We start from the raw sequence: 23,392 nt of genomic DNA on the forward strand, positions 1-23,392 counted from the left end.
GGCCGACCATGATCAGCTACCACGTCGAGATCGCCGACCTGCACGCCCACCTGTTCCGCGTCACGCTGACGGTGGCCAAACCGGCGGCCGAGCAGACCCTGAGCCTGCCGGTGTGGATCCCCGGCAGCTACCTGGTGCGCGAGTTCTCGCGCCACCTCAGCGGCCTGCAGGCGCGCCAGGGCCAGACCGAACGGGCGCTCGAACAGCTCGACAAGCGCAGCTGGCGGGTGCGCTGCAGCGGCCGGGCGGCGCTGGTGGTGAGCTACCTCGTCTACGCCTTCGACGCCTCGGTGCGCACCGCCTGGCTCGACAGTCAGCGCGGCTTCTTCAACGCCACCAGCCTGTGCCTGTGCGCCGAAGGCCACGAGGCCGACGAGCACCGCCTGAGCCTGGGCGCGCTGCCGGCCGGCTGGCAGGTCGCGACCGGCCTCGAGCGCACCGCCAAGAGCGGCAAGAACGCCTGGCGCGCCGACAGCTACGACGCGCTGATCGACCACCCGTTCGAGCTCGGTGCGTTCTGGCGCGGCGAGTTCACGGCCTGCGGCGTGCCGCATGAATTTGTCGTGGCCGGCGCCGCACCCGGCTTCGACGGCGAACGCCTGCTGGCCGACGCGCGCCGCATCTGCGAGGCGCAGATCCGCTTCTGGCACGCCGACGCCAAGCCACCGTTCGAGCGCTACGTCTTCATGCTGGCCGCCACCGACGACGGCTACGGCGGCCTCGAACACCGCAACAGCACCGCGCTGATCTGCAACCGCCGCGACCTGCCGCGCCGCCCGGCGCCGGGCAACGGCGTGGGCCTGAGCGAGGGCTACGTGACGCTGCTGGGCCTGATCAGCCACGAGTACTTCCACACCTGGAACGTCAAGCGCCTCAAGCCCGCCGAGTTCGCGCCCTACGACCTGACACGCGAGAACCCCACCGAGCTGCTGTGGTTCTTCGAGGGTTTCACCAGCTACTACGACGACCTGTTCCTGCTGCGCGCCGGCCTGATCGACGAGGGGCGCTATTTCAAGCTGCTCGCCAAGACGATCAACCAGGTGCTCGGCACGCCCGGGCGCCAGGTGCAGAGCGTGGCGCAGTCGAGCTTCGACGCCTGGCTCAAGTACTACCGGCCCGACGAGAACACCGCCAACGCCACCGTCAGCTACTACACCAAGGGCGCGCTGGTGGCGCTGGCGCTCGACCTGACGCTGCGCCGCGCCGGACGCGGCACGCTCGACGCCGTGATGCGCACGCTCTGGCAGCGCAGCGGCGGCGGGCCGATCAGCGAGGCCGACATCGCCGCGGCCTTGCAGCAGGTCGGCCGACGCGACTTCGCCGACGAACTGGCCGCCTGGGTGCACGGCACCGCCGACCTGCCGCTGGCCGAGCTGCTGGCGCTGATCGGCGTCGAGCTCAAGCGCGACCCGCCGACGCTGGCACAGCGCCTGGGTGCGCGCGTCAACGAGAGCCTGAAGGTGCAGGCGGTGCTGCGCGGTGGCGCGGCCGAACAGGCCGGGCTGGCGGCCGGCGACGAGCTGCTGGCGCTCGACGGCTGGCGGCTGGCCAAGCTCGACGACCTGCCGCTGTACGGCGGCTTCGAGCGGCCGCTGCCGCTGCTGGTCAGCCGCGACCGGCGCCTGCTGACCTTGACGCTGCCGGCGCCCAAGGTCGAGGGCGCCGTCAGCCTGACGGCCACGCCCAAGGCCGCGGCACCGGCGCTGCGACGCCGCCGCAGCTGGCTGGCGCAGTCGCTCGCCTGAGCGCGGGCGGGCGCGTCGTGAGAGCCCGTCCCGGTGACGTCTGATCGGCCCCGTCCCCGGTGGCGTGTCGTGCGCCGACCGGCGCTGGCCTGGGCCGCGCTGGCGGCGCTGCTGCTGCACCTGCTGGCGCTCGACGAACTGCACGAGTCGATGCAGTCGATCGACTTCCAGAAGCCCGCGATGGAGCGCCTCGAGGCGGTCTACACCCGCGTGCTGGCGCCGGTCGAGCCGGTCGAGGTGTCCGCGCCGGCTGCGCGGCCGACGGCGCGTCGCGCCAACCGCGCCGCGGTTGTGGCGGCAGCGGCTTCTGCGCCCGCCGAGGCCGCGTCTGCCGCGGCCGCGTCTGCGGCCGAGTCCGTTGCCCGTGCGGCCGACGAGGCCGCGTCCGCCGCGCTGGCCGGCATCGCGCCGGGCGTGGACGAGGCGGCTTCGGCGCCGACGGCCGACCTGGCCGCTGCGGCCGCCTCGGCCTCGGCTGCGGCGGGCGAAGCCGGGCCGGACGGCTCCACCGCCGGCGAGCCGGCCGCCAGTGCCGTGGCCCGGGCCGCGCCGGCCAGTGCGCCGGCCAGCCCCCAGGCGGGCGCATCGGCGCCGCTGCCGGCGTTCAGCTGGCCGGCTTCGACCCGCCTGAGCTACAAGCTCGACGGCTGGTACAACGGCGAGGTGCTCGGTCAGGCGCAGGTCGAGTGGCTGCGTCACGGCGAGCGCTATCAGGTGCACCTGGATGTCTCGGTCGGCCCGAGCTTTGCGCCGCTGGTGCGCCGGCGCATGAGCAGCGATGGCCGCATCACCGCCGACGGCCTGGCGCCGCAGCGCTACGAGCAGGAGACGACGCAGATCATCGGCCGCGACCGGCGCGTGCAGATGGCCTTCAGCGACACCGCCATCGTGCTGTCCAACGGCGAGCGGGTGCCCGCCCAGGCCGACGTGCAGGACACCGCCAGCCAGTTCATCCAGATCATCTACCTGCTGACCACCCGGCCGGCGCTGCGCCAGGTCGGCCAGTCGATCGAGTTCGGCCTGGCGCTGCCCAAGCGGGTCGACCGCTGGGTCTACGAGGTGGTCGAGCGGGTGGTGGTGGAGACCCCGCTCGGCCCGATCCCGACCCTGCACGTCAAGCCGCGCCGCCGCGCCGCGCCCGGCAACCTGACGGCGCAGATGTGGTACGCGCCGAGCCTGCAGATGCTGCCGGTGCGCATCCGCATCGAGCAGGACGAGGGCGTGTGGATCGACCTGCGGCTCGAACGCGCGCCCGAACAATCGGGCCCGTGAGCGCGCCGCGCGGTGTCAGCGCGGTCCGGCGCCGTGCTCGGTATAGTGCGCCGCAGCACGTTTGAAGCGTCGACAAACCCCTCCAGGAGACCCGCACCGATGAGCACGCCCTACGAAAACATCCTCGTCGAAACCCGCACCGGCGCGGGCTCGATGAACTACGGCTGGATCGCGCTGAACCGCCCCAAGGCGCTCAACGCGCTCAACGATCCGCTGATGGACGAACTCGGCGCCGCGCTGCTGGCCTTCGAGGCCGACGACCGCATCGCCTGCATCGTGCTGACCGGCAGCGAGAAGGCGTTTGCCGCCGGTGCCGACATCGCCATGATGGCGCCGTTCAACTTTGCCAACGCCTACCGCAAGGGCCTGATCTCGCGCAACTGGGACACCCTGCGCCAGGTGCGCAAGCCGGTGATCGCCGCGGTGGCGGGCTTTGCGCTGGGCGGCGGCTGCGAGGTGGCGATGGCCTGCGACCTGATCATCGCCGCCGACAACGCCCGCTTCGGCCAGCCCGAGGTCAAGCTCGGCATCATCCCCGGCGCCGGTGGCACGCAGCGCCTGCCGCGTGCGGTCGGCAAGAGCAAGGCGATGGACCTGGCGCTGACCGGCCGCATGATGGACGCCGCCGAGGCCGAACGCGCCGGGCTGGTCTCGCGGGTGGTGCCGGCCGCCGATCTGCACGCTGAAGCCGACAAGATCGCCCAGACGCTGTGCGGCTACTCGACCCTGACGCTGATGGCGATCAAGGAGAGCGTCAACCGCGCCTACGAGGCGCCGCTGTCGGAGGGCCTGCTGTTCGAGCGCCGGCTGTTCCACGCGCTGTTCTCGAGCAACGACCAGAAGGAAGGCATGGGCGCCTTCCTCGAGAAGCGCCCGCCGAGCTTCACGCACGACTGATCGGCCTTTCGGCCGCCGCAATGACAAACGCCCCGCAGTGCGGGGCGTTGTTCATGGCGCGAGGTCAGGTCAGGACTTGGCGGCCATGCGCCGTTCGATCTCGGCTGCGGGGATCGCGCCCGGGGCGCGGCTGCCGTCCTCGAACACGATCGCCGGCGTGCCGGTGACGCGGTGCTTGCGCGCCAGCGCGCTGTTGCGCTCGATCGCCGAGGCGTCGCAGTTGCCCATCGCCTTGGGCGGCAGGGTGCCGTCGACCATCCAGTTGCGCCAGGTGGCGGTGCTGTCCTTGGCGCACCAGATCGATTTCGATTTCTCGGGCGAATCGCCACCCAGGATCGGGATCACGAAGGTGTAGACGGTGACGTCCTTGACGTTGAGCAGGTCGCGCTCGAGCTTCTTGCAATAGCCGCAGTTGGGGTCGGCGAAGACCGCGATCTTGCGTGTGCCCTTGCCGTTCTTCCAGACCACCGCGTCCTTGAGCGGCAGGCTGTTGAAGTCGATCGCGGTGAGCTTGTCGACCCGCTCCTCGGTCAGGTTGCGGCGTGTGGCGGTCTCGATCAGCGAGCCCTGCAGCAGGTAGGTGCCCTTGGCGTCGCTGTACATCAGGTCGGTGCCGATGCGGACCTCGAACACGCCGGGGATCGGCGTCGGGCGGATCTCGTCGATCTTGGGCAGGCCCTGGAAACGCTCGGTCAGCGTCTTGCGGATGTCGGCCTCGTCGGCCAGGGCCGCACCGGCCCAGAGGGAGCAGGCGATGGCGATCAGGCGCAGCAGCATGGTGGTTTCCTTGTTCGGTCGGGCAACGGTTGCGCCGATGTTAGTGGGGGCTCAGGCGCCGAGCGCGGCGAGGTGTCTTGCCGGCGCGGCGCGGGTGTCGATCAGGTGTCGAGCGCGCGCGCGGCCAGCCAGCGCTTGACGGGGCTCAGGCGGTCGACCAGGGTCAGGCCGTGGTTGCGCAGGTCCTTCAGCGGGCCGGGCGGGGCGGCGAACAGCTGCAGCAGGCCGTCGGTCAGCGTGCCCATCATGCGCGTGGGCGCCAGGCGTTCGCGGGCGTAGCGGCGCAGCGTGCGCTCGTCGCCGGCGCTGCGCCAGGGGCTCGTGCGGCGCGCGTCGTGCAGCACGCGCACGAGGCAGCGCACGTCGGCCAGGCCGAGGTTCAGGCCCTGGCCCGACAGCGGATGCACCGCGTGCGCGGCGTCGCCCAGCAGCGCCCAGCCCGGGCCGATCCAGCGCTGTGCACGCGCGAGCATCAGCGGCCAGCCGGCGCGTTCGCCCGACAGCCGCAGCGTGCCGGCCGCGCCGCCGCTGGCCTCGTCCAGCGCCGCCTCGAAATCGGCCGGCGTGCAGGCCATCAGCTCGGCGGCACGGGCCTCGGGCAGCGACCACACCAGGCCGTAGGAATGGCCGATCTGCGGGCGGTCGAACGGCAGCAGCGCCAGGATGTCCGGGCTGCGGAACCACTGGCGGGCGATGCCGTGGTGCGGCGCATCGGCCACCAGCCGCGCCGCCACCGCGTGGTGGCCGTAGGGCCAGCGCTCGAAGACGGCGCCCAGCGCCTCGCGGGTGGCCGAATCGCGGCCCTCGCAGACCGCCAGCAGCGCGGCCGGCGCGTTCTGCTCGAGCCGCTGCACGTGCGGCGCGTAACGCAGCGCCTCGGCCAGCGCGGCGTCGAGCGCGGCGGCGTCGACGATCCAGGCCAGCGCGTCGACCGTCTGCTGCCAGGCGCTGAATTCGAGGTGGCCGCCGGCATCGCCGTCGATCTGCATCTCGTCGACGGCGGTGATGGCGTCGGCCGGCAGGGCGTCCCACACGCGCAGCTCGCGCAGCAGTTGCGCCGAGCCGGCGTTGAGCGCGTAGGTGCGCACGTCGGGGCCGCTGCGCGTGGGCGCCGGGGGCGTCACCAGCCCGACCTGCCAGCCCAGCCGGCTCAGCGCCAGCGCCAGGCTGGCACCGACCGGTCCGCCGCCGCGGATGCAGACATCGAGGGGGCGCGTTGCACTCGTGTTCATGGCGGCCATTGTAGAAAGCGGCAACGGCGCCTTGTGGCGCCGTTTCAGCGGGGGAGGGGTGTGGCGATCAGGCGCGTTGGGGGTAGACGCCGTTGAGCGCGATCTGGTAGCTCATGCCTTGTGCAGGGGCGGCCATCTTGGGGATCCCGAAGGTGGACTGGCCGTCGCCGCCATAGGTCGTTCCCATCAGCGAATACAGCGCCTGGTACTGCATGATCGGCAACAGCCGCCCGTCACACGGGGCCCAGCCCTCCATCTGGAACGGGAACGAGAACAACGCGATCATGCCGAGAATGGGGTCCATGGGGCTCACTCGAAAAGGTTGGTTGGGACGCTGTTCATGGTAGGTCGACGGCGCTGGGATCGCGTTGATTCGACGCACCGATTTGTCCGAAAGTGAAAAATCGCAACACTCCTGGCCCGCGCTATCCTGCCGTCCACCTGGATTCCCCGCCCGCCCATGTCCGACTTCATTCCCGACGACGGCAGCAGCCCGCTGCGCATCGCCAGCCTGCACATCTACCCGGTCAAGTCGTGCACGGGCATCACGCTCGACGAGGCGCTGCTGGCCGACACCGGCCTCGACCGCGATCGCCAGTGGATGGTGGTCGATCCGCAAGGCCTGTTCGTCAGCCAGCGCGAGACCCCCCGCATGGCGCTGATCCAGGTCAGCCTCAAGAACGGCGAGGCGGTGCTGCGCGCGCCCGGCATGCTGGCGCTGCACCTGCCGCTCGACGCCGCCGAGGATCCGATCGACGTGCAGGTGTGGGATGACCGCCTGAGCGCCTGCAGCATGGGCCGGACCGCCGACCAGTGGCTGAGCGATTTCCTCGGCCGGCCGCTGCGCCTGGCGCGCTTCGACCCCGAGCAGCAGCGCTACTCGAGCCGGCGCTGGACCGGCGACGTCGCCGCGGCCAACCTGTTTTCCGACGGTTACCCGATCCTCGTCACCGCCACCGCGTCGCTGGCCGACCTGAACCGGCGCCTCGCCGAGCGCGGCCAGCCGGCGGTGACGATGGCGCGCTTTCGGCCCAACCTGGTGCTCGACGGCATCGACGCCTATGCCGAGGACCATCTCGACGAGCTGCAGTTCGACACCCCCGACGGCCCGGTCACGCTGCGGCTGGTCAAGCCCTGCCCGCGCTGCCCGATCCCGAACACCGACCCGCTGACCGCCGAACGCGGCGACGAGCCCGGCCTGACGCTGGCCGGCTACCGCGCCGACGCGCGGCTCGACGGTGCTGTCACCTTCGGCATGAACGCGGTGATCGTCGCGGGCATCGACTGCCGCCTGAAGGTCGGCCAAAAAGGCCGCGGCACGGTCAGGTACTGAGCGCCCCCAAGGCCGCCGCTTGCGGCGTCCGCCCCCCCGAGGGGGAGCAAGGAAACTTGGGGCGGCCCGGCGTTTCCTTGAGCCCGGCGGGCGGCTCTCTACAATCGGTCCCTGTCCGGCGGTCGCCCTGGCCGCTCCTGCTCCTCCCCCCGAGATCCCCACCATGAGCCTCAAGTGCGGCATCGTGGGCCTGCCCAACGTCGGCAAGTCCACCCTCTTCAATGCGCTGACCAAGGCCGGCATCGCCGCCGAGAACTACCCGTTCTGCACCATCGAGCCCAACGTGGGGGTGGTCGAGCTGCCCGATCCGCGCCTGCAAGGTCTGGCACAGATCGTCCAGCCCGAGCGCATCCTGCCGGCGATCGTCGAATTCGTGGACATCGCCGGCCTGGTGGCCGGCGCCTCGCAGGGTGAGGGCCTGGGCAACAAGTTCCTCAGCCACATCCGCGAGACCGACGCCATCGTCAACGTGGTGCGCTGCTTCGAGGACGACAACGTCATCCACGTCGCCGGCAAGATCGACCCGATCTCCGACATCGAGGTGATCCAGACCGAACTCTGCCTGGCCGACCTCGGCACGGTCGAGAAGACGCTGCACCGCTCGCTCAAGGCGGCCCGCTCGGGCAACGACAAGGAAGCCGCCGCGCTGGTCAAGGTGCTCGAGAAGTGCCAGGCCGCGCTCGACCAGGCCCAGCCGGTGCGCAGCCTCGACTTCAGCAAGGAAGAGCTGGTCATCCTCAAGCCGCTGTGCCTGATCACCGCCAAGCCGGCGATGTTCGTCGGCAACGTCGACGAGACCGGCTTCGAGAACAACCCCTTCCTGGATCGCCTGAAGGAGTTCGCCGCCAAGCAGAACGCGCCGGTGGTGGCGATCTGCGCCAAGACCGAGGCCGAGCTGGCCGAGATGGAGGACGACGACCGCGCGATGTTCCTGGCCGAGATGGGCCAGGACGAGCCGGGCCTGAACCGCCTGATCCGCGCCGCCTTCAAGCTGCTGGGCCTGCAGACCTACTTCACCGCCGGGGTCAAGGAAGTGCGCGCCTGGACCATCCACGTCGGCGACACCGCGCCGCAGGCCGCGGGCGTGATCCACACCGATTTCGAGCGCGGCTTCATCCGCGCCCAGACCATCGCCTATGACGACTTCATCACCTTCAAGGGCGAGCAGGGCGCCAAGGACGCCGGCAAGATGCGCGCCGAAGGCAAGGAGTACGTCGTCAAGGATGGCGACGTGCTGAACTTCCTGTTCAACGTCTGAAGCCGGGCGCTAGCGCGATTCCGCCATGGCCCAGCCCAAGATCACCCGCATCGAAGTGCAGCGCTACAAGGCGGCACGCAACCTCACGGGGCTGGTCGAGATCGGTTTCGACGGCCTGTTCCTGCAGAAGCCGGCGCCCGAAGACCGCGAGCCGATGCACGTGCTGAGCATGAGCGAGGCCGATGCGCGCTCGCTGATGATGCTGCTCAAGTCGCAGCTGGCCGAGTTCGACAAGCGCAAGGCGCGCAGCCAGCGCTGAGACGGCCGTGCGCGGCGGGGCCGGTCACGCGGCGTCTGGTGCCGTGACTGCGGCGGCGGCGGGGGCTGCGACCGATGCGGGGCCCGCCTGCGCAGCGGCGGGTTCGTCGCCATCCGCCGCGGCTGCGTCGGCTTCCGGCTCCACCGTCACCGTGACCTCGACCGTCATGCCCAGGTAGGCCTCCTTGGGGCCCACGTAACTGCCGGTCAGCGGCACCGCCAGCGACGGGTCGCGCGCCACCGCGACGCGGATCAGGTTGCGCCCGCCGATGATGGCGTTGGTCGGGTCGAAAGGCAGCCAGCCGGCGCCCGGCAGATAGACGTGCACCCAGGCATGGGTCGCACCGCCGCCGACCACGCCGCCGGCGGCGTCGGTCAGCGTGTCGTCGTAGAGATAGCCCGACACGAAGCGTGCCGCCAGGCCCAGGCTGCGCACCGCCTCCATCATGAACAGCGCGAAATCGCGACAGCTGCCGCTGCCGAGCGCGAGCGTTTCGGTGGGCGTGCGGGTGCCTTCTTCGTCGCGCGATTCGTAGCTGAACTGCGCCTTGATGGCGCGCGTGATGGCGATCAGCACGTCCAGCGTCTTGTCGGTGCCGGCCTCGGCACAGACGGCGCGCACCCAGGCGTCGACGCGGTGGCCCGGGTCGGCGTGGTGGCGCTCGATGCTGCGGGCCAGATCGGGAATCTCGCGTGCCTCGTAGCTGAACGGCAGGCGCTCGGCATAGTCCTCGATCATGTCGACATCGGGCTCGACCGGGAAATGCTCGGCCACGAAGGTCGACTCGAAGCTCAGCTCGTCGGCCGGCTCCGCGAAGGTCGCCACCAGGATCGAGTTGGCGTTGACGTCGTGGGCCCAGCGCACGGTCGGCTGCGGCACGATGCGGATGCCGGTGTGCAGCAGCCGCAGGTCGTGGCTGTCACGCGGCCGGCACATGAAGCGGTGTTCGCTGAACTGCACCGGCTCGCGGTAGCGGTAGACGGTCTTGTGCGAGATCTTGAGCCGAGCCATGCCGGATCCTCCTGGGCGCGACTCTAAGCGCTTCATGTGTCGCCCGGACGGCACGACACCGCCCGGGCGGCGTGTCAGCCCAGGCTCACCGGCACGAAGATCTTGTCGCCGTCGCGCTGCACCAGCAGCGCCACGCGCTTGGGCTTCTTCATCAGCACCGACTGCAGCTGCTCGATGCTGCGCACCGGCTGGCCGTTGATCGCCAGCAGCACGTCGCCGGCCTCGATGCCCGCGCTCCTGGCCGCGCCGGTCACCTGTTCGACGAGCAGGCCCTGTTCGACCTGGGCGTCGCGGCGCTCCTGCGGCGTGAGCGGCCGCAGCGCCAGGCCGATCTGGCCGCCGCGCTGGGCGTCGTCCTCGGCCTGGGCGGTCGGGTTGGCGCCGTCGTCGGCGCTGCCCAGCTTGGCGTCGATGTCGCGGGCGGCGTGGTCGCGCCAGACCTTGAGCTGCACCTTCTGACCCGGCGTCGACAGCCCGATCAGGCTCGACAGCGAACCCGAGCGCAGCACCGGCTCGCCGTTGACCGCGGTGATCACGTCACCGGGCTGCAGGCCGGCGGCCGCCGCGGCGCTCTGGGGCGCCACGCTCGAGATCAGCGCGCCGTCCGGCCGGGGCAAACCGAAGGATTCGGCCAGCGCCTGGTCGACGTCCTGCACCGTCACGCCCAGCCGGGCGTGGCTGGCGCGGCCGGTGGCGACGATCTGGTCCTTGACCTGCAGCGCCACGTTGATCGGGATCGCGAAGCTCAGGCCCTGGTAGCCGCCGCTTTGCGAGTAGATCTGCGCGTTGATGCCGACCACCGCGCCGCCGCCGTCGAACAGCGGGCCGCCCGAGTTGCCGGGGTTGACGGCCGCGTCGGTCTGGATGAACGGCACCACCGCGTCACCCGGCAGCGAGCGGCCCTTGGCGCTGACGATGCCCTGCGTAGCGCTCTGCTCCAGCCCGTAGGGCGCACCGATGGCGAGCACCGGGTCGCCCACTTCGAGCTGGCGCGGGTCGCCCAGGCGCACGGTCGGCAGATCCTTGGCCTCGATGCGCAGCACGGCGATGTCGGTGGCCGGGTCGACCCCCAGCACCTTGGCCACGAACTCGCGCCGGTCGCTGAGCTTGACGGTGACCTCCTTGGCGTCGCGCACCACGTGGGCGTTGGTCAGGATCAGGCCGTCGGTCGAGATGATGAAACCCGAGCCCTGGCCGCGGAACGGCTGGTTCGGCTGCGCGCCGCGGCCGCGCCCGGGCTGGCCCGGCATGCCGCGGAAGAAGCGGAAGTACGGGTCGTTCTCGATGCCCGGCGGCAGGCCGCCCTGCGCCTGTTCCTCGGCGCTGGCCTGGCGTTCGCCCTTGACCACCACGCCGACCACCGCCGGGCCGAACTTGCGCACGATGCCGCGGTAGTCGGGCACCGCGCCGTCACCGGCGAGCATCGGCACGGGGGCCGGATTGACGGTGCCGAGCGCGAGCTGCGTCTGGGCCGCGGCCTGGGTCGCCTCGGTGTTGACGGCCGGGCGGCCCTTCATCCAGTCGGGCAGGCCGATCGCTGTGGCGGCGCCGGCACCCAGCACGCCGGCCGCGACCAGCGCGACCGTCAGGTTCTTGGTTTTCATCGCAGATCCTTCAAGGCTGTGGCGGGGGATTCCGCATGCCTGGCACGGTAGAAGGCGGCGATGAAGGGGGCGTGAGGCGAAGGTGAAGCGAAGGTGAAGGGGCGGTGCCGATTCAGGTCGAGGCCGGGGCGACCGCCGGCTCGGGAAACCTCAGCGTCACCCGCAGCCCGCCGAGCGGCGAATCGTCCAAAGTGAGCGTCGCGCCATGCCGCTGCGCCACCTGCCGCACGATCGCCAGGCCCAGGCCGCTGCCCGATTCGCTGCTGCTGGCGGCGCCGCGCACGAAGCGCTGGAACACCCGCTCGCGCTCGGCGGCCGGGATGCCGGGGCCGCTGTCGTCGACTTCGAGCACCGGCCGGCCGTCTTGCATATGCACGCTGATGCGCACCTGCGCGCCCTCGGGGCTGTAGCGCAACGCGTTGTCGACTAGGTTGCGCGCCAGCGCCAGCAGCGCGGCCGGGTCGCCGGACACCGTCACCGCCTGCGCCGGCAGATCGCTCTCGACACGGCTGCCGCGCGAGCGCGCGAGCGCCTCGTTGTGGGCGAGCGCCTGGCGGGCGATGTCGCACAGGTCGAGCTCGCTGGGTTCGACCGGCGGCGCGCCGGGCTCGCTGCGCGCCAGCGCGAGCAGCTGCTCGACCAGCCGCACGGCGCGCTCGATGCCGGCGCGCAGAGTGGCGATGGCCTCGTCGCGGTCGCCGTCGTTGCCGGCGCGCTGCAGCAGGTGGAGCTGGAGTTTCAGCGCCGTCAGCGGCGAGCGCAGCTCGTGCGCGGCGTCGGCGACGAAGGCGCGCTGGGTGTCGAGCGAGCCGCCCACGCGTTGCAGCAGCTCGTTGAGCGCGCGTGCCAGCGGCGCCAGTTCATCGGGCAGGCCGTCGGCGGGCAGCGGCGCGAGCGACGCGGCATCGCGCTGCCGCAAGCCGGCCGCCAACTGCTGCAGCGGCCGCAGCGCCCAGGTGGCCAGCACGCCGAGCGCCAGTGCCAGCAGCGGCGCCAGCAGCAGCAGCGGCGTGACGCTGCGCAGCGCCGCGTCGGCCGCCAGCCGCTGGCGCACGCGCACCGGTTGCGCCACCTGGATCACGCGGGTGCGGGTGGCGACGCTGTAGGTGCGCCAGAGCTGGTCGCCGGCGCGGATCTCGGCCAGCCCGAGCAGCGCACGCGCCGGCAGATCGGTGTGCAGGCGCGAGGCGTAGATGCTGCGGCCGTCGGCGCTCCAGATCTGCACCACGAAATCGAAATCCTCCTCGGCCAGCGCGCCGGCCTGCTCGGGCGCGATCTCGCCCTGGTCACGCAGCGACAGCGCCATCTGGCGCAGCTGGTAGTCGAACAGCGCCTCGCTCTCGGCCCGCACCTGGCGGTAGGTCAGCGCGGCAAACGCACCTGCGGCCAGCGCGATCAGCAGCAGCAGGCCGACCAGCAGTCGCGTGCGGATGGAAGTCAATTGAGCCCCTCGTCCGACGGGTACGTCGACCGATCCCCCACGGGGATGCGGGCCGGCTTGGGAGCGGCCCGGCGCTCGTCCCGCGCGTCTGGCAGTTTCATGGGCTGGCGCCGCCGTCGTCGGCCAGGCTGTAGCCCAGCCCGCGCATCGTGCGGATGAACCCCGGCCCGAGCTTGCGGCGCAGCTGGTAGATGTAGACCGAGACCGCGTTGCTCTCGATCTCCTCGCCCCAGCCGTAGAGCCGGTCTTCGAGCTGGGCGCGGGTGAGCATCGCGCCCGGCCGCGTCATCAGCGCTTCGAGCACGGCGATCTCGCGCGCCGACAGCAGCACCGGCTGGCCGTCGCGCGTGACCTGGCGGGTGGCCGGGTCGAGCGTGACGCCGCGGTGGCTGAGCACGCTCTGCGCGCGGCCGCTGTGGCGGCGCATCACGGCGCGGATGCGGGCGGCGAGTTCATCGAGCTCGAAGGGCTTGACGAGGTAGTCGTCGGCGCCGGCGTCGAGGCCGCGCACGCGGTCGCCCGGGCCGTCGCGCGCGGTCAGCACGATCACCGGCGTGCTGTCTTCGCGCGAACGCAGGCTGCGCAGCAGGCTGAGGCCGTCGGTTCCCGGTTCGGTCAGGTTGGAGGCGGCGCGACCGGGTGGCAGGCCGAGATCGAGCAGCACCAGGTCGAAACGTTCACTCGCCAGCGTGGCCTGCGCGGCGGCGACGTCGCGCACCCAGTCGACCGCCATGCCTTCGAGGCGCAGCGCGGCGCGCAGGCTGCTGCCGATCATCGGATCGTCTTCGACGAGCAGGAGGCGCATCAGCCCATCCGGTAGGTTTGAAGGTGGATGCTGGTTTCGGTGGCGCCGATGCCCTTGATCAGCCGCACCCGCTCCAGCACCGCGGCCAGTTCGGCCAGGTCGGCGGAGCGCAGTTCGGCCAGCAGATCCCAGCGGCCGTTGGTATCGTGCAGCGCGGCGATGCCGGGTTCGCCGAGCAGGGTGGCGATCACCTGGCGGGTCTGGTTGCCCTCGATCGCGATGCTCATCCAGGCGCTGATGTGCTGCGGCTGGCTGTCGGGTTTGAGGCGCACCGTGTAGCCGACGATCACGCCGGCGTCTTCGAGCTTGGTGATGCGGTTGCTGACCGTGCCGCGCGACACGCCGAGCTTGTGCGCCAGCGTGGCGACGCTGGTGCGGGCATCGGCGCGCAGCAGGGCGAGCAGTTGGAGATCGACGCTGTCCATTGCGCATTATGCGAACGATCGCTGTCAGAACGGCAGATGCCTGACAGATGCGCAGCGGTTTGGGGGCTGGCGGCTGACACGGCCGGGCCGAACAATCGATCTCAAGCATTGCCGCATATCAAGAGACACCGCCATGACCACGCTCCTCACCCCCCACGACATCGCCCGCATCGTTGCCGCCCAGGGCATCGCCGGGGCCTTGCAGCGCCTGGCCGGCTACATCGAGGCCGACTACCGCCGCTGGGCACAGTTCGACAAGACCGCGCGTGTCGCCAGCCACTCCGAATCCGGCGTGATCGAGCTGATGCCCGCCGCCGACGGCCAGCTCTACAGCTTCAAGTACGTCAACGGCCACCCCGGCAACACCCGGCTCGGCCTGTCGACGGTGATGGCTTTCGGCGTGCTGGCCGACGTCGCCACCGGCACGCCGCAGCTGCTGAGCGAACTCACGCTGACCACCGCGCTGCGCACCGCGGCGATGTCGGCGCTGGCCGCGCGTGTGCTGGCGCGGCCGGGCAGCCGTACGATGGCGCTGATCGGCAACGGCGCGCAGAGCGAGTTCCAGGCGCTGGCTTTCCACCACCTGCTGGGCATCGACGAGATCCGCCTGTTCGATATCGACCGCGCCGCCACCGCCAAGCTGATGCGCCACCTCGGCGGCGTGCCGGGCCTGGCGCTGATCGCCTGCGACAGCACCGCGCAGGCGGTGCGCGGCGCGCACATCGTCACCACCGTGACGGCCGACAAGACCTGCGCCACCATCCTGACGCCCGAGATGATCGAGCCCGGCATGCACCTCAACGCGGTCGGCGGCGACTGCCCGGGCAAGACCGAGCTGCACGCCGATATCCTGCTCGGCGCCAGCGTGTTCGTCGAATACGAGCCGCAGAGCCGCATCGAGGGCGAGATCCAGCACCTGCCGGCCGACTTTGCCGTCACCGAGTTCTGGCGCGTGCTGCTGCGTGTGGCGCCGGGCCGCCGGCGTGACGACGAAGTGACGGTGTTCGACTCGGTCGGCTTCGCGCTCGAAGACTTTGCCGCCCTGCGCTGGCTGCGCGACAGCGCCCGCGAGCTGGGCCTGGGCGAAACCATCGACCTGATCCCGCAGATGGCCGATCCGAAGGACCTGTTCGGCGAGCTGCGGCTGCCGCCGGCGCAGCACCGGCCCGTGCGCGCGGCCTGACGCACGGCGGCCGGCCTGGCCGGATCGTTCAGGCGTCGGCCAGCAGTACCCAGTGGTTGTCGGGCGCCATCGGCATCGGCCAGGGCAGGGCCTGGGCGGCCTGGCGCGGATGCCAGCGCGCCAGGCCGCGCGCCGCGGCGATCAGCACGCCGCGCTCGGCGGCGTCGGCAAAAGAGGCGAGCGCACAGGCATCGCCGAGTTCGGCCACCGTCTGCAGGCGCTGCGGCGCGCCCGGATGCCACCACAGCCCGAGGCCGGCCTTCTGGCCGCTGAGGATCAGGCCGCCACCGGGGCCGGCGGCGATGTCGCCGGCGTAACCCCCGGCCGTGGCCGGCGCGCGGGCGCCGGGTGTCTGCAGCGACCGGCCGTCCCACAGCGCCAGCAGCGGCGCCTCTGCGCGCTGCTGCGGCGTGTCGTGTTCGGCCTGCAGCGCCACGCCGAGCCGGCGGGAGTCGTCGTCGGTCCAGGCCAGATGGCGGATGCTCAGGCGCGCATCGGCCAGCCGCCACTGGCCCAGCAGCGCGCCGCTGCGTGCATCGAGCCGCACCAGCGACGGCGCCATCCGCTCGAGCGCCACCTTGTGGCCTTGCGGCGTGCGCCAGATGCCGCCGTTGGCGACGATCAGGCCACCGTCGCCATCGAGCAGGCACTGGTGCGGATCGACGCCGTGGCTGGGCCATTGCGCCACGCGCCGCAGGCTGCGCGGGTCGCGTACCGAGATCCAGCCCTCGCCCCTGGCCGGATCGGTTTCGGGGGTGTAGAGCCAGCCGGTCGAGGTGTCGGCCTCGACATGGCCGTTGAGCGTGCGCGCCGACGGCTCCTGAGACAGGTCCAGGCGCTGGCGCAGCCGACCGTCGCGATCGGCCGCCAGCAGCCAGCGTCCGGGCCGGTTGGCCACCGCGATGAAACCGCCGTCGGCGCCGGCCAGCAGGCCGTGGGCGCGGCCGGGGTTGTCGATCGCGCCGACCACCCGCACCGTGCCGGCGGCCCAGTCGCAATCGAGCACGCCGACCTGGTCGCGCTCGATGCCGTCGGCGCCGCGACCGCGCCAGGCCGCCGCCAGCCGCTGACGCGGCATCGGCTCGGCCGGCGGCCCGGCCTGCAACGCCGGCCGCCACGAAGCCAGCAGCGCCAGAGAACTCGATTGCAGGAAGAAGCGACGATGCATGGACGTCTCACAGGTTTGTAAATGCGAATGAATCGCATTATCTTGTGAGGACCGGCCACCGACCTTGCGCTGGCGCAGAAGCGGGCGACGAACTTGTCTCCCGATGCCTGCGGGTAAATACTATCTTCAATAGTTTTTCAATAGCTATCGTTGGCTTAGCGACAAACGAACCCCGGGCAGGCCCGCTCTTCATAGACTGACCATCCTGACGCGGCAAGGCGCTGCGATCCCTGCGAACCCACCTTGAAGGAGACCCCGATGGACCCCAAGACCTCTGCCGGACAATGCCCGGTCATGCACGGCGCCAACACCACGGCGGCCCAGTCCAACACCGCCTGGTGGCCGAACGCGCTGAACCTGGACATCCTGCACCAGCACGACACCAAGACCAATCCGCTCGGTGAGGGCTACCGCTACCGCGAGGCCGTCAAGCAGCTCGACGTCGCCGCGCTGAAGGCCGACCTCACCGCGCTGATGACCCGCAGCCAGCCCTGGTGGCCGGCCGACTGGGGCCATTACGGCGGCCTGATGATCCGCATGGCCTGGCACGCCGCCGGCTCCTACCGCGTCGCCGACGGCCGCGGCGGCGCCGGCACCGGCAACCAGCGCTTTGCGCCGCTGAACTCGTGGCCCGACAACGCCAACCTCGACAAGGCGCGCCGCCTGCTGTGGCCGATCAAGAAGAAGTACGGCGCGAAGATCAGCTGGGCCGACCTGATCGTCCTGGCCGGCAACGTGGCCTACGAGTCGATGGGCCTGAAGACCTACGGTTTCGCCTTCGGCCGCGAGGACATCTGGCACCCCGAGAAGGACATCTACTGGGGCTCCGAGAAGGCCTGGCTGGCGCCCACCGGCGGCGAAGGCAGCCGCTACTCCGGCCAGCGCGACCTCGAGAACCCGCTGGCGGCGGTGATGATGGGCCTGATCTACGTCAACCCCGAGGGCGTGGACGGCCAGCCCGACCCGCTCAAGACCGCGCAGGACGTGCGCGTCACCTTCGCCCGCATGGCGATGGACGACGAGGAAACCGTGGCGCTGACCGCCGGCGGCCACACCGTGGGCAAGTCCCATGGCAACGGCAGTGCCGCCAACCTGGGTCCGGCTCCCGAAGGCGCCGACGTGCACGAGCAGGGCCTGGGCTGGAACAACCACAGCTCGCGCGGCATCGGTCGCGACACCGTCACCAGCGGCATCGAAGGCGCCTGGACCACGCACCCCACGCAGTGGGACAACGGCTACTTCAAGCTGCTGCTCGGCTACGACTGGGAGCTCAAGAAGAGCCCGGCCGGCGCCTGGCAGTGGGAGCCCGTGGGCATCAAGGAAGACGACAAGCCCGTCGATGTGGAAGACCCCTCGATCCGCCTGAACCCCATCATGACCGACGCCGACATGGCGATGAAGATGGACCCGGCGTACCGCCGGATCAGCGAGCGCTTCGCCGCCGACCAGGCGTATTTCAGCGAGGTCTTCGCGCGCGCCTGGTTCAAGCTGACCCACCGCGACCTCGGCCCCAAGAGCCGCTACATCGGCCCGGAGATCCCGGCCGAAGACCTGCTCTGGCAGGACCCGGTGCCGGTGGGCCCGACCGCCTACGACGTCGGCGCCGTCAAGTCGCGCATCGCCACCAGCGGCCTGTCCGTCGGTGAACTGGTCGCCACCGCCTGGGACAGCGCCCGCACCTGGCGCGGCTCCGATTACCGCGGCGGCGCCAACGGCGCGCGCATCCGCCTGGCGCCGCAGAAGGATTGGGCCGGCAACGAGCCCGAGCGGCTGGCCCGCGTGCTGGCGGTGCTCGAGCCCATCGCTGCCGCCGCCGGCGCCAGCGTGGCCGACGTCATCGTGCTGGCCGGCAACGTGGGCGTCGAACTTGCCGCCAAGGCGGCCGGGTTCGACGTCACCGTGCCTTTCGCCCCGGGCCGTGGTGATGCGACCCAGGCGCAGACCGATGTCGAGTCCTTCGAGGTCCTGGAGCCGGTGGCCGACGGTTTCCGCAACTGGCAGCAGAGGTCCTTTGCCGTCCAGCCCGAGGAGATGCTGCTCGACCGGGCCCAGCTGATGGGCCTGTCTGCACCCGAGATGACGGTGCTGGTCGGCGGCCTGCGCGTGCTGGGCGCCAACCACGGCGGATCGAAGCACGGCGTCTTCACCGATCGCGTCGGCGCGCTTACGAACGACTTCTTCGTCACCCTCACCGACATGGCTCATGCCTGGGTGCCCACCGGCCGCAACAGCTACGAGATCCGCGAGCGCGCCAGCGGTGTGGTGAAGTACACCGCCACCCGCGCCGACCTGGTGTTCGGCTCCAACTCGGTGCTGCGCGCCTACGCCGAGGTCTACGCCCAGGACGACAGCCGCGAGAAGTTCGTGCGCGACTTCGTCGCCGCCTGGGTCAAGGTGATGAACGCCGACCGCTACGAGCTGCAGGGCTGAACCGCGGCGGTTCAGGGCTGGCTGCCGATGTGCAGCCAGCTCAGCTTGCGCCGCGGCAGCAGGTAGTCGATCTCGGCCTCGCTGCGCTCCTGCACGTGCAGCGAGCGTTCGATCTTGAGCGAGTCGTCGCGGCTCAGGTCGATGATCTCGGCGTGGCGGCGCGGCACGCTCGGTTCGTAGATCAGCACCTGCGGGCGCAGCGGGCTCTCGGTGGCGGCCGATGCCACCACCACGCCGCTGTGGCCGTCGCTCAGCTGCACCAGCGAGCCCGGCGGATAGATGCCCATGGCGCGCACGAACAGCTGCAGCAGCGTGACGTCGAAGGCGGCCTTTTCCTTCGACCACATCGTCGCCAGCGACTCCGACGGCGACAGCGCACGGCGCGGGTCGGCCGGATTGGTCAGGTTGTCGAAGCGGTTGGCGATGCCGATGATGCGTGCGGCCATCGGGATGTGGGCGCCCGTCAGCCCGGACGGATAGCCGTTGCCGTCGGCGCGCTCGTGGTGGTGCAGGACCGCCCCCAGCGCCTGCGCCGACAGGCAGCCGGCCCGCTCGGCGAGTTCGTGCCCTTTGCGGCAGTGGCCCTGGTAGATCGTCTCCTCGAAATGGCTGCGCTCGTGCTCGGGCTTGCGCAGCAGCGAGAGGTCGAGCGACACCTTGCCGATGTCGTGCAGCAGCGCGGCAACGCCGAGGTCCGTGAGCACCTTCTCGGGCAGCCGCGCCTGCTTGCCCAGCAGCAGCGCCAGCGTCATGACCGACAGGGCGTGCGCGTTGTGGGCGTCGGTGTGGCCTTTTTCGGCGATCAGCGCCAGCGCGCTGTCGGCGTCGCGGATCAGCACGGCGGCCGATTGCGCACTCACCTCCATCATCTGGCGCACGCTCTTGCGCGGATCCGACTCGAAGCCCTTGATCGCCGCGCCGACCTCCTTGGCCGCGTTCAGGTAGTGCGTCTGCGCTGCATCGAGCCGCGTGCGCAGCGCGTCGACCTTCTCGGCGCGGGCCTGCTTGTCGGCCATCTCGCGCGCCATCTGGGCGGCCAGCTCGGCGCGCTGGCGTTCTTCCTCAGGCGAGGGTGGCACCACCACCTTCGGCCGCGGCAGCGGCGCCGCGGTGCAGCGGCGCGGATCCGAAAACAGCTGCGGCAGGTTCAGCGCGGCGATCTTCTCGACCTGGTTCTGGTCGGAGACGACGAACGAGCTGCGGATGAACGGGTGATCCATCCAGTTCACCGGCAGCCGCACGTGCACGCCCGGCTGCAGCTGCGAGGCGTCGATGGCGACCTCGCCCTCGCGCTGCTGGGCGATGGACTTGTCGTGTTCGGGGGCAGATCCGCTGTCCGCGCTGTCCGGTGTCGTCATGGTCGGAATTGTGCCCTCGCCCCCGACGACCCTGCGCGAGGCCGCACCACGGCTTGTTGCGCTTTCATGGCGGCGAGCAGGCCGTCTTGCGGCTACGCTCACGGCCCATCTGCACATCCGTTCGATCGCCCCCGTTGCCATGAGCCCAGTCGCTGCGCCTGACCTGCCGGCCTCGCCGTCCCCCACCCCGCCGCGCCGCCTGCCGCGCTGGGCCCGCGTCTCGTTGTGGACCGCCGGCACGCTCGCCGTGCTGGCGCTGGCCTGGACGCTGCTGATCGGCAGCTGGCTGCCCGGTTTCATCAAGCCGCGCATCGAGGCCGCCGGCAGCGACGCGCTGGGCACGCCGATGGTGCTCGACCGCATCACCATCGCGCCCTGGAAGCTGGTGGTGCAGCTCGACGGCCTGCGGGTGGGCGAGGCCGCCGCGCCGCTGTTCACGCTGGGCAGCGCGCAGACGCAGCTCTCGTTGCAGAGCATCCGCCAGCGCGCCCCGGTGCTGGCCAGCCTGACGCTGCAGCAGCCGCGCGTGAACGTCGAGCGCCTGAGCGCCGAGCGCTTCAACTTCAGCGCCGTGCTCGACCACGTCAAGGCCCGCCAGGCCGCCCAGCCGCCCGCGCCGCCGAGCCCCGAGCCGGCCCGCTTCGCGCTGCACAACATCCGGCTCGAAGGCGGCGCGCTGCACTACCGCGACGCGGTGCTGCAGACCGAGCACCACGTCGAGGCGCTGCGCATCGGCCTGCCGTTCATCTCGTCGCTGCCCAGCGATGTCGAGACCGAGGTGCAGCCGCTGCTCGAAGCCCGCATCGACGGCAGCGCCTTGCGGCTCGACGGCCACGCCCGGCCGTTCGCGGCCGCCAAGCCGGCCGAACTGGCGCTCGACCTGCAAGGCGTCAAGCTGGCCGACTGGGCCAGCCTGCTGCGCGCAGTGCTGCCGGCCGAGTTCGCGCCGCAGGTGCTGCAAGGCCAGCTCGACACGAAGCTGGCGATCAGCTTCGAGGCCCGACCCGAACCGGCGCCGCCGAGCCTGCGCGTGCGCGGCGAGCTGGCGATCAGCGGCTTCGACCTGGCCGTGCCGACGCAGGGCGTGACGGCGGCCTGGCAGTCGTTCAGGCTCGAACAGATCGACCTCGCGCCGCTGGAGCGCCAGCACGCGCTGGCCCGGGTCGTGATCGACGGGCTGAAGCTGCAGCTCGTGCGCCAGAAACCCGGCGCTGCGAAGCCCGTGGCATCGGCATCGGCGGCATCGGCCTCGACCGCGGCCGCCGCTGCGCCCGCGCCGCTGCAATGGCAGCTCGGCGAACTGCGCTGCAACGGCTGCGCGGTGACGCTGCGCGACACCGGCATGACGCCGCCGGTGCAGCTCGACCTGGCCGACCTCCAGCTCGGGCTCAAGAACCTTGCCGGCCCGGCCACGGCGCCGATCGGCTTCGACCTGGCCACGCAGCTGAGCGCGGTGACCGGCAGCGCCAAGCCGTCGCCCGGCACGCTGAAGCTGGCGGGCGAGGTCAGCGGTCTGCTGCCCGGCCCGGCCGGTGCCGCGTTGCCGCTGGCGCTGAGCGCCGACGTCGGCCTCGACGCCATCGACCTGCGCGCCCTGCAGCCGTATCTGGCGCCGCACCTGAACCTCACGCTGGTGGGCGCCAAGGTCGGCACCGCCGGGCAGCTGAAAGTGAATGCGCCGGCCGGCGCCGGCTTCGCGCCCGAGACGCTGCGGGTCGACTACCGCGGCGCCGCCAGCCTGGCCGGCCTGCAGACGCAGGACAGCGTCAACGGCGCCGACTTCGTCGGCTGGCGCCGGCTGGCCCTCGACGGTCTGGCGGTCGACTGGCAGGGCGGGCCGGGTGGCGGCGCGACCAACGCCGACCTCGGCCGCATCAGCCTCGACGGCCTGCAGGCGCGCGTGATCCTGCACCCCGACGCGCACCTGAACCTGGCCGACATCGTCAAGCGCGAGCAGGGCGCGGCGCCGCAGTCGATCACCACGCCGCAGACCACGCCGCAGACGACCGCGCGCGCCAGCGCCGCCCCGGCCAGCGCGCCGGTGCCTGCGGCGGGCGGCGCGGCCGCGCCGCTCAAGCTGCGCTGGCAGGCGATCACGCTGCGCGACGGCGCGGTGCAGTTCACCGACAACTTCGTCAAGCCCAACTACACGGCGCGCCTGACGCAGCTCAAGGGCGAGGTCTCGGCGCTCAGCTCGGCGGCGCCCGAGCCGGCCCGGGTGTCGATCGCGGGCGCGCTCGACGACGGCGCGCCGCTGCGCATCGCCGGGCGCCTGCACCCGCTGGGCGCGCGGCTCTACACCGACATCGAGGCCTCGGCACGTGGCATCGCGCTGACGCGCATGAGCACCTACGCCGAGCGCTACGCCGGCTACGCGATCGAGAAGGGCTCGATGTCGGTCAACGTGCGCTACAAGATCGAGCAGGGCAAGCTCGAAGCCGAGAACCAGCTCTTCCTCGACCAGCTCACCTTCGGCGACGCGGTCGACAGCCCCGACGCGCTCAAGCTGCCGGTGCGCCTGGCGGTGGCGCTGCTCAAGAACAGCCGCGGCGAGATCGACCTGCGCATGCCGGTGGCCGGCACGCTCGACGACCCGCAGTTCTCGATCGGCGGCGTGGTCTGGCAGGTGGTGCTCAACCTGCTGGAGCGCGCGGTGACGGCGCCGTTCGCGATGCTGTTCGGCAGCGACAGCAACGAGGCCAGCCACCTGCCGTTCGAGCCAGGCTCGGCCGAACTCGATGCCGCGGCACGCGAGCGGCTCGACGCGATGGCCCGGCGCCTGATCGACAAACCGACGCTCAAGCTCGAAGCCACCGGTCGCGCCGACCCGCTGACCGACGGCGCCGCGCTGCAGTCGGCGTTTGCCGAGAAGGCCCGGGCCCAGGCCGCGGCCAGTGCCGCCAGCGCAGCGGCCAAGGGCACGGCCCGTCCCGACATGCGCACCTTCCAGGTGCCGGCGGCTGCCTCGGCGCCGGCGGCCGCCGCTTCGGCGCCCGTTCCGGCGCTCGACGCCGCTGCGCTGGACCGCGCCTTGCGCCAGCTGGCCGACCAGCGCGCCGACCGCGTGATGGCCTATCTGGCCACCCAGCTGCCGGCCGAGCGGGTGTTGCTGACGCGCTCGCAGCTCACCTCCGAACGCCCCGAAGGCGATCAGGGCCCGACCAGCCGGGTGCAGTTCGAATTGCGCTGAGCGG

At 71.5% G+C, this 23,392-nt stretch carries 19 protein-coding genes; 9 read left to right on the forward strand and 10 right to left on the reverse strand.

What is annotated here, in order from left to right; all coding sequences use genetic code 11:
• Nucleotides 1-8 precede the first annotated feature (8 nt).
• The 3 genes from LCHO_RS01315 to LCHO_RS01325 all read left to right on the forward strand — a co-directional run bounded on the left by LCHO_RS01315 (nt 9) and on the right by LCHO_RS01325 (nt 3,914).
• Entirely contained in the window at nt 9-1,745 is a 1,737-nt protein-coding gene (locus LCHO_RS01315) for a M61 family metallopeptidase (protein WP_012345301.1), read from the forward strand.
• 69 nt (nt 1,746-1,814) lie between these two features.
• Nucleotides 1,815-3,017, forward strand: coding sequence for a DUF3108 domain-containing protein (locus LCHO_RS21860; RefSeq protein ID WP_012345302.1), 1,203 nt, complete (start codon nt 1,815-1,817; stop codon nt 3,015-3,017).
• 99 nt (nt 3,018-3,116) lie between these two features.
• Nucleotides 3,117-3,914 (forward strand): enoyl-CoA hydratase, encoded by a 798-nt coding sequence (locus tag LCHO_RS01325; protein WP_012345303.1) that lies wholly within the window; start codon nt 3,117-3,119, stop codon nt 3,912-3,914.
• A 69-nt stretch (nt 3,915-3,983) separates the two neighbouring features.
• On the opposite strand, the gene LCHO_RS01330 is transcribed toward LCHO_RS01325, so the two are convergent.
• The 3 genes from LCHO_RS01330 to LCHO_RS01340 form a co-directional block, all read right to left on the reverse strand.
• Nucleotides 3,984-4,691 carry a DsbC family protein gene (locus tag LCHO_RS01330; protein WP_012345304.1) on the reverse strand — a complete coding sequence of 236 codons (708 nt, stop codon included), beginning with the start codon at nt 4,689-4,691 and terminating at the stop codon, nt 3,984-3,986.
• Between the two features lie 101 nt (nt 4,692-4,792).
• Complete coding sequence (locus tag LCHO_RS01335; protein WP_012345305.1) at nt 4,793-5,932, reverse strand: FAD-dependent monooxygenase; 1,140 nt, start codon at nt 5,930-5,932, stop codon at nt 4,793-4,795.
• A 58-nt stretch (nt 5,933-5,990) separates the two neighbouring features.
• On the reverse strand, nt 5,991-6,227 hold the full coding sequence (locus LCHO_RS01340) for a phage tail protein (protein WP_012345306.1): 237 nt from the start codon (nt 6,225-6,227) through the stop codon (nt 5,991-5,993).
• A gap of 156 nt (nt 6,228-6,383) precedes the next feature.
• Here LCHO_RS01340 and LCHO_RS01345 point away from each other — a divergent pair, with 156 nt between their 5' ends.
• The 3 genes from LCHO_RS01345 (at nt 6,384) to LCHO_RS01355 (ending at nt 8,773) form a co-directional block, all read left to right on the forward strand.
• Nucleotides 6,384-7,256, forward strand: coding sequence for an MOSC domain-containing protein (locus tag LCHO_RS01345; RefSeq protein ID WP_012345307.1), 873 nt, complete (start codon nt 6,384-6,386; stop codon nt 7,254-7,256).
• A gap of 163 nt (nt 7,257-7,419) precedes the next feature.
• Entirely contained in the window at nt 7,420-8,514 is a 1,095-nt protein-coding gene (gene ychF, locus LCHO_RS01350) for a redox-regulated ATPase YchF (protein ID WP_012345308.1), read from the forward strand.
• Between the two features lie 25 nt (nt 8,515-8,539).
• Nucleotides 8,540-8,773, forward strand: a complete 234-nt coding sequence (locus tag LCHO_RS01355) for a hypothetical protein (RefSeq protein ID WP_012345309.1) — start codon at nt 8,540-8,542, stop codon at nt 8,771-8,773.
• Between the two features lie 24 nt (nt 8,774-8,797).
• On the opposite strand, the gene LCHO_RS01360 is transcribed toward LCHO_RS01355, so the two are convergent.
• The 5 genes from LCHO_RS01360 to LCHO_RS01380 form a co-directional block, all read right to left on the reverse strand.
• A complete protein-coding gene (locus LCHO_RS01360; protein ID WP_012345310.1) occupies nt 8,798-9,784 on the reverse strand; it encodes a transglutaminase family protein in 987 nt (328 codons plus the stop codon).
• Between the two features lie 74 nt (nt 9,785-9,858).
• On the reverse strand, nt 9,859-11,388 hold the full coding sequence (locus LCHO_RS01365; protein ID WP_012345311.1) for a Do family serine endopeptidase: 1,530 nt from the start codon (nt 11,386-11,388) through the stop codon (nt 9,859-9,861).
• 112 nt (nt 11,389-11,500) lie between these two features.
• Nucleotides 11,501-12,829 (reverse strand): ATP-binding protein, encoded by a 1,329-nt coding sequence (locus LCHO_RS01370; RefSeq protein WP_012345312.1) that lies wholly within the window; start codon nt 12,827-12,829, stop codon nt 11,501-11,503.
• A 97-nt stretch (nt 12,830-12,926) separates the two neighbouring features.
• Nucleotides 12,927-13,634, reverse strand: coding sequence for a response regulator (locus tag LCHO_RS01375; RefSeq protein WP_012345314.1), 708 nt, complete (start codon nt 13,632-13,634; stop codon nt 12,927-12,929).
• The gene (locus tag LCHO_RS01380) at nt 13,634-14,059 is read right to left on the reverse strand and encodes an Lrp/AsnC family transcriptional regulator (protein WP_012345315.1); all 426 of its coding nucleotides are present in this window, start codon (nt 14,057-14,059) and stop codon (nt 13,634-13,636) included. The genes LCHO_RS01375 and LCHO_RS01380 overlap by 1 nt, the downstream gene beginning before the upstream one ends.
• 133 nt (nt 14,060-14,192) lie before the next feature.
• Between LCHO_RS01380 and LCHO_RS01385 the strand changes: the two genes are divergently transcribed.
• The gene (locus LCHO_RS01385) at nt 14,193-15,242 is read left to right on the forward strand and encodes an ornithine cyclodeaminase (RefSeq protein ID WP_012345316.1); all 1,050 of its coding nucleotides are present in this window, start codon (nt 14,193-14,195) and stop codon (nt 15,240-15,242) included.
• A 28-nt stretch (nt 15,243-15,270) separates the two neighbouring features.
• On the opposite strand, the gene LCHO_RS01390 is transcribed toward LCHO_RS01385, so the two are convergent.
• Entirely contained in the window at nt 15,271-16,410 is a 1,140-nt protein-coding gene (locus LCHO_RS01390; RefSeq protein ID WP_012345317.1) for a DUF1513 domain-containing protein, read from the reverse strand.
• A 258-nt stretch (nt 16,411-16,668) separates the two neighbouring features.
• Here LCHO_RS01390 and katG point away from each other — a divergent pair, with 258 nt between their 5' ends.
• Nucleotides 16,669-18,840, forward strand: a complete 2,172-nt coding sequence (gene katG / locus LCHO_RS01395) for a catalase/peroxidase HPI (protein WP_012345318.1) — start codon at nt 16,669-16,671, stop codon at nt 18,838-18,840.
• A gap of 11 nt (nt 18,841-18,851) precedes the next feature.
• On the opposite strand, the gene LCHO_RS23585 is transcribed toward katG, so the two are convergent.
• Complete coding sequence (locus LCHO_RS23585; protein ID WP_012345319.1) at nt 18,852-20,198, reverse strand: cyclic di-GMP phosphodiesterase; 1,347 nt, start codon at nt 20,196-20,198, stop codon at nt 18,852-18,854.
• Between the two features lie 139 nt (nt 20,199-20,337).
• On the opposite strand from LCHO_RS23585, the gene LCHO_RS01405 reads away from it, so the two are divergent.
• Complete coding sequence (locus LCHO_RS01405; RefSeq protein ID WP_012345320.1) at nt 20,338-23,388, forward strand: DUF748 domain-containing protein; 3,051 nt, start codon at nt 20,338-20,340, stop codon at nt 23,386-23,388.
• The last annotated feature ends 4 nt before the right edge of the window (nt 23,389-23,392 follow it).

The sequence above is a fragment of the Leptothrix cholodnii SP-6 genome (assembly GCF_000019785.1).
Lineage (GTDB): Bacteria > Pseudomonadota > Gammaproteobacteria > Burkholderiales > Burkholderiaceae_C > Sphaerotilus > Sphaerotilus cholodnii.

Bases quoted from the DNA above. Each gene is read 5' to 3' on its own strand.
- LCHO_RS01340 (WP_012345306.1), bottom strand. From the start codon at position 6,227: ATGGACCCCATTCTCGGCATGATCGCGTTGTTCTCGTTCCCGTTCCAG.
- LCHO_RS23585 (WP_012345319.1), bottom strand. From the start codon at position 20,198: ATGACGACACCGGACAGCGCGGACAGCGGATCTGCCCCCGAACACGAC.
- LCHO_RS01365 (WP_012345311.1), bottom strand. From the start codon at position 11,388: ATGAAAACCAAGAACCTGACGGTCGCGCTGGTCGCGGCCGGCGTGCTG.
- LCHO_RS01335 (WP_012345305.1), bottom strand. From the start codon at position 5,932: ATGGCCGCCATGAACACGAGTGCAACGCGCCCCCTCGATGTCTGCATC.
- LCHO_RS01360 (WP_012345310.1), bottom strand. From the start codon at position 9,784: ATGGCTCGGCTCAAGATCTCGCACAAGACCGTCTACCGCTACCGCGAG.
- LCHO_RS01345 (WP_012345307.1), top strand. From the start codon at position 6,384: ATGTCCGACTTCATTCCCGACGACGGCAGCAGCCCGCTGCGCATCGCC.
- LCHO_RS01375 (WP_012345314.1), bottom strand. From the start codon at position 13,634: ATGCGCCTCCTGCTCGTCGAAGACGATCCGATGATCGGCAGCAGCCTG.
- LCHO_RS01385 (WP_012345316.1), top strand. From the start codon at position 14,193: ATGACCACGCTCCTCACCCCCCACGACATCGCCCGCATCGTTGCCGCC.
- LCHO_RS01330 (WP_012345304.1), bottom strand. From the start codon at position 4,691: ATGCTGCTGCGCCTGATCGCCATCGCCTGCTCCCTCTGGGCCGGTGCG.
- ychF (WP_012345308.1), top strand. From the start codon at position 7,420: ATGAGCCTCAAGTGCGGCATCGTGGGCCTGCCCAACGTCGGCAAGTCC.
- LCHO_RS01380 (WP_012345315.1), bottom strand. From the start codon at position 14,059: ATGGACAGCGTCGATCTCCAACTGCTCGCCCTGCTGCGCGCCGATGCC.
- LCHO_RS01325 (WP_012345303.1), top strand. From the start codon at position 3,117: ATGAGCACGCCCTACGAAAACATCCTCGTCGAAACCCGCACCGGCGCG.
- LCHO_RS01355 (WP_012345309.1), top strand. From the start codon at position 8,540: ATGGCCCAGCCCAAGATCACCCGCATCGAAGTGCAGCGCTACAAGGCG.
- LCHO_RS01405 (WP_012345320.1), top strand. From the start codon at position 20,338: ATGAGCCCAGTCGCTGCGCCTGACCTGCCGGCCTCGCCGTCCCCCACC.
- katG (WP_012345318.1), top strand. From the start codon at position 16,669: ATGGACCCCAAGACCTCTGCCGGACAATGCCCGGTCATGCACGGCGCC.
- LCHO_RS01390 (WP_012345317.1), bottom strand. From the start codon at position 16,410: ATGCATCGTCGCTTCTTCCTGCAATCGAGTTCTCTGGCGCTGCTGGCT.
- LCHO_RS01315 (WP_012345301.1), top strand. From the start codon at position 9: ATGATCAGCTACCACGTCGAGATCGCCGACCTGCACGCCCACCTGTTC.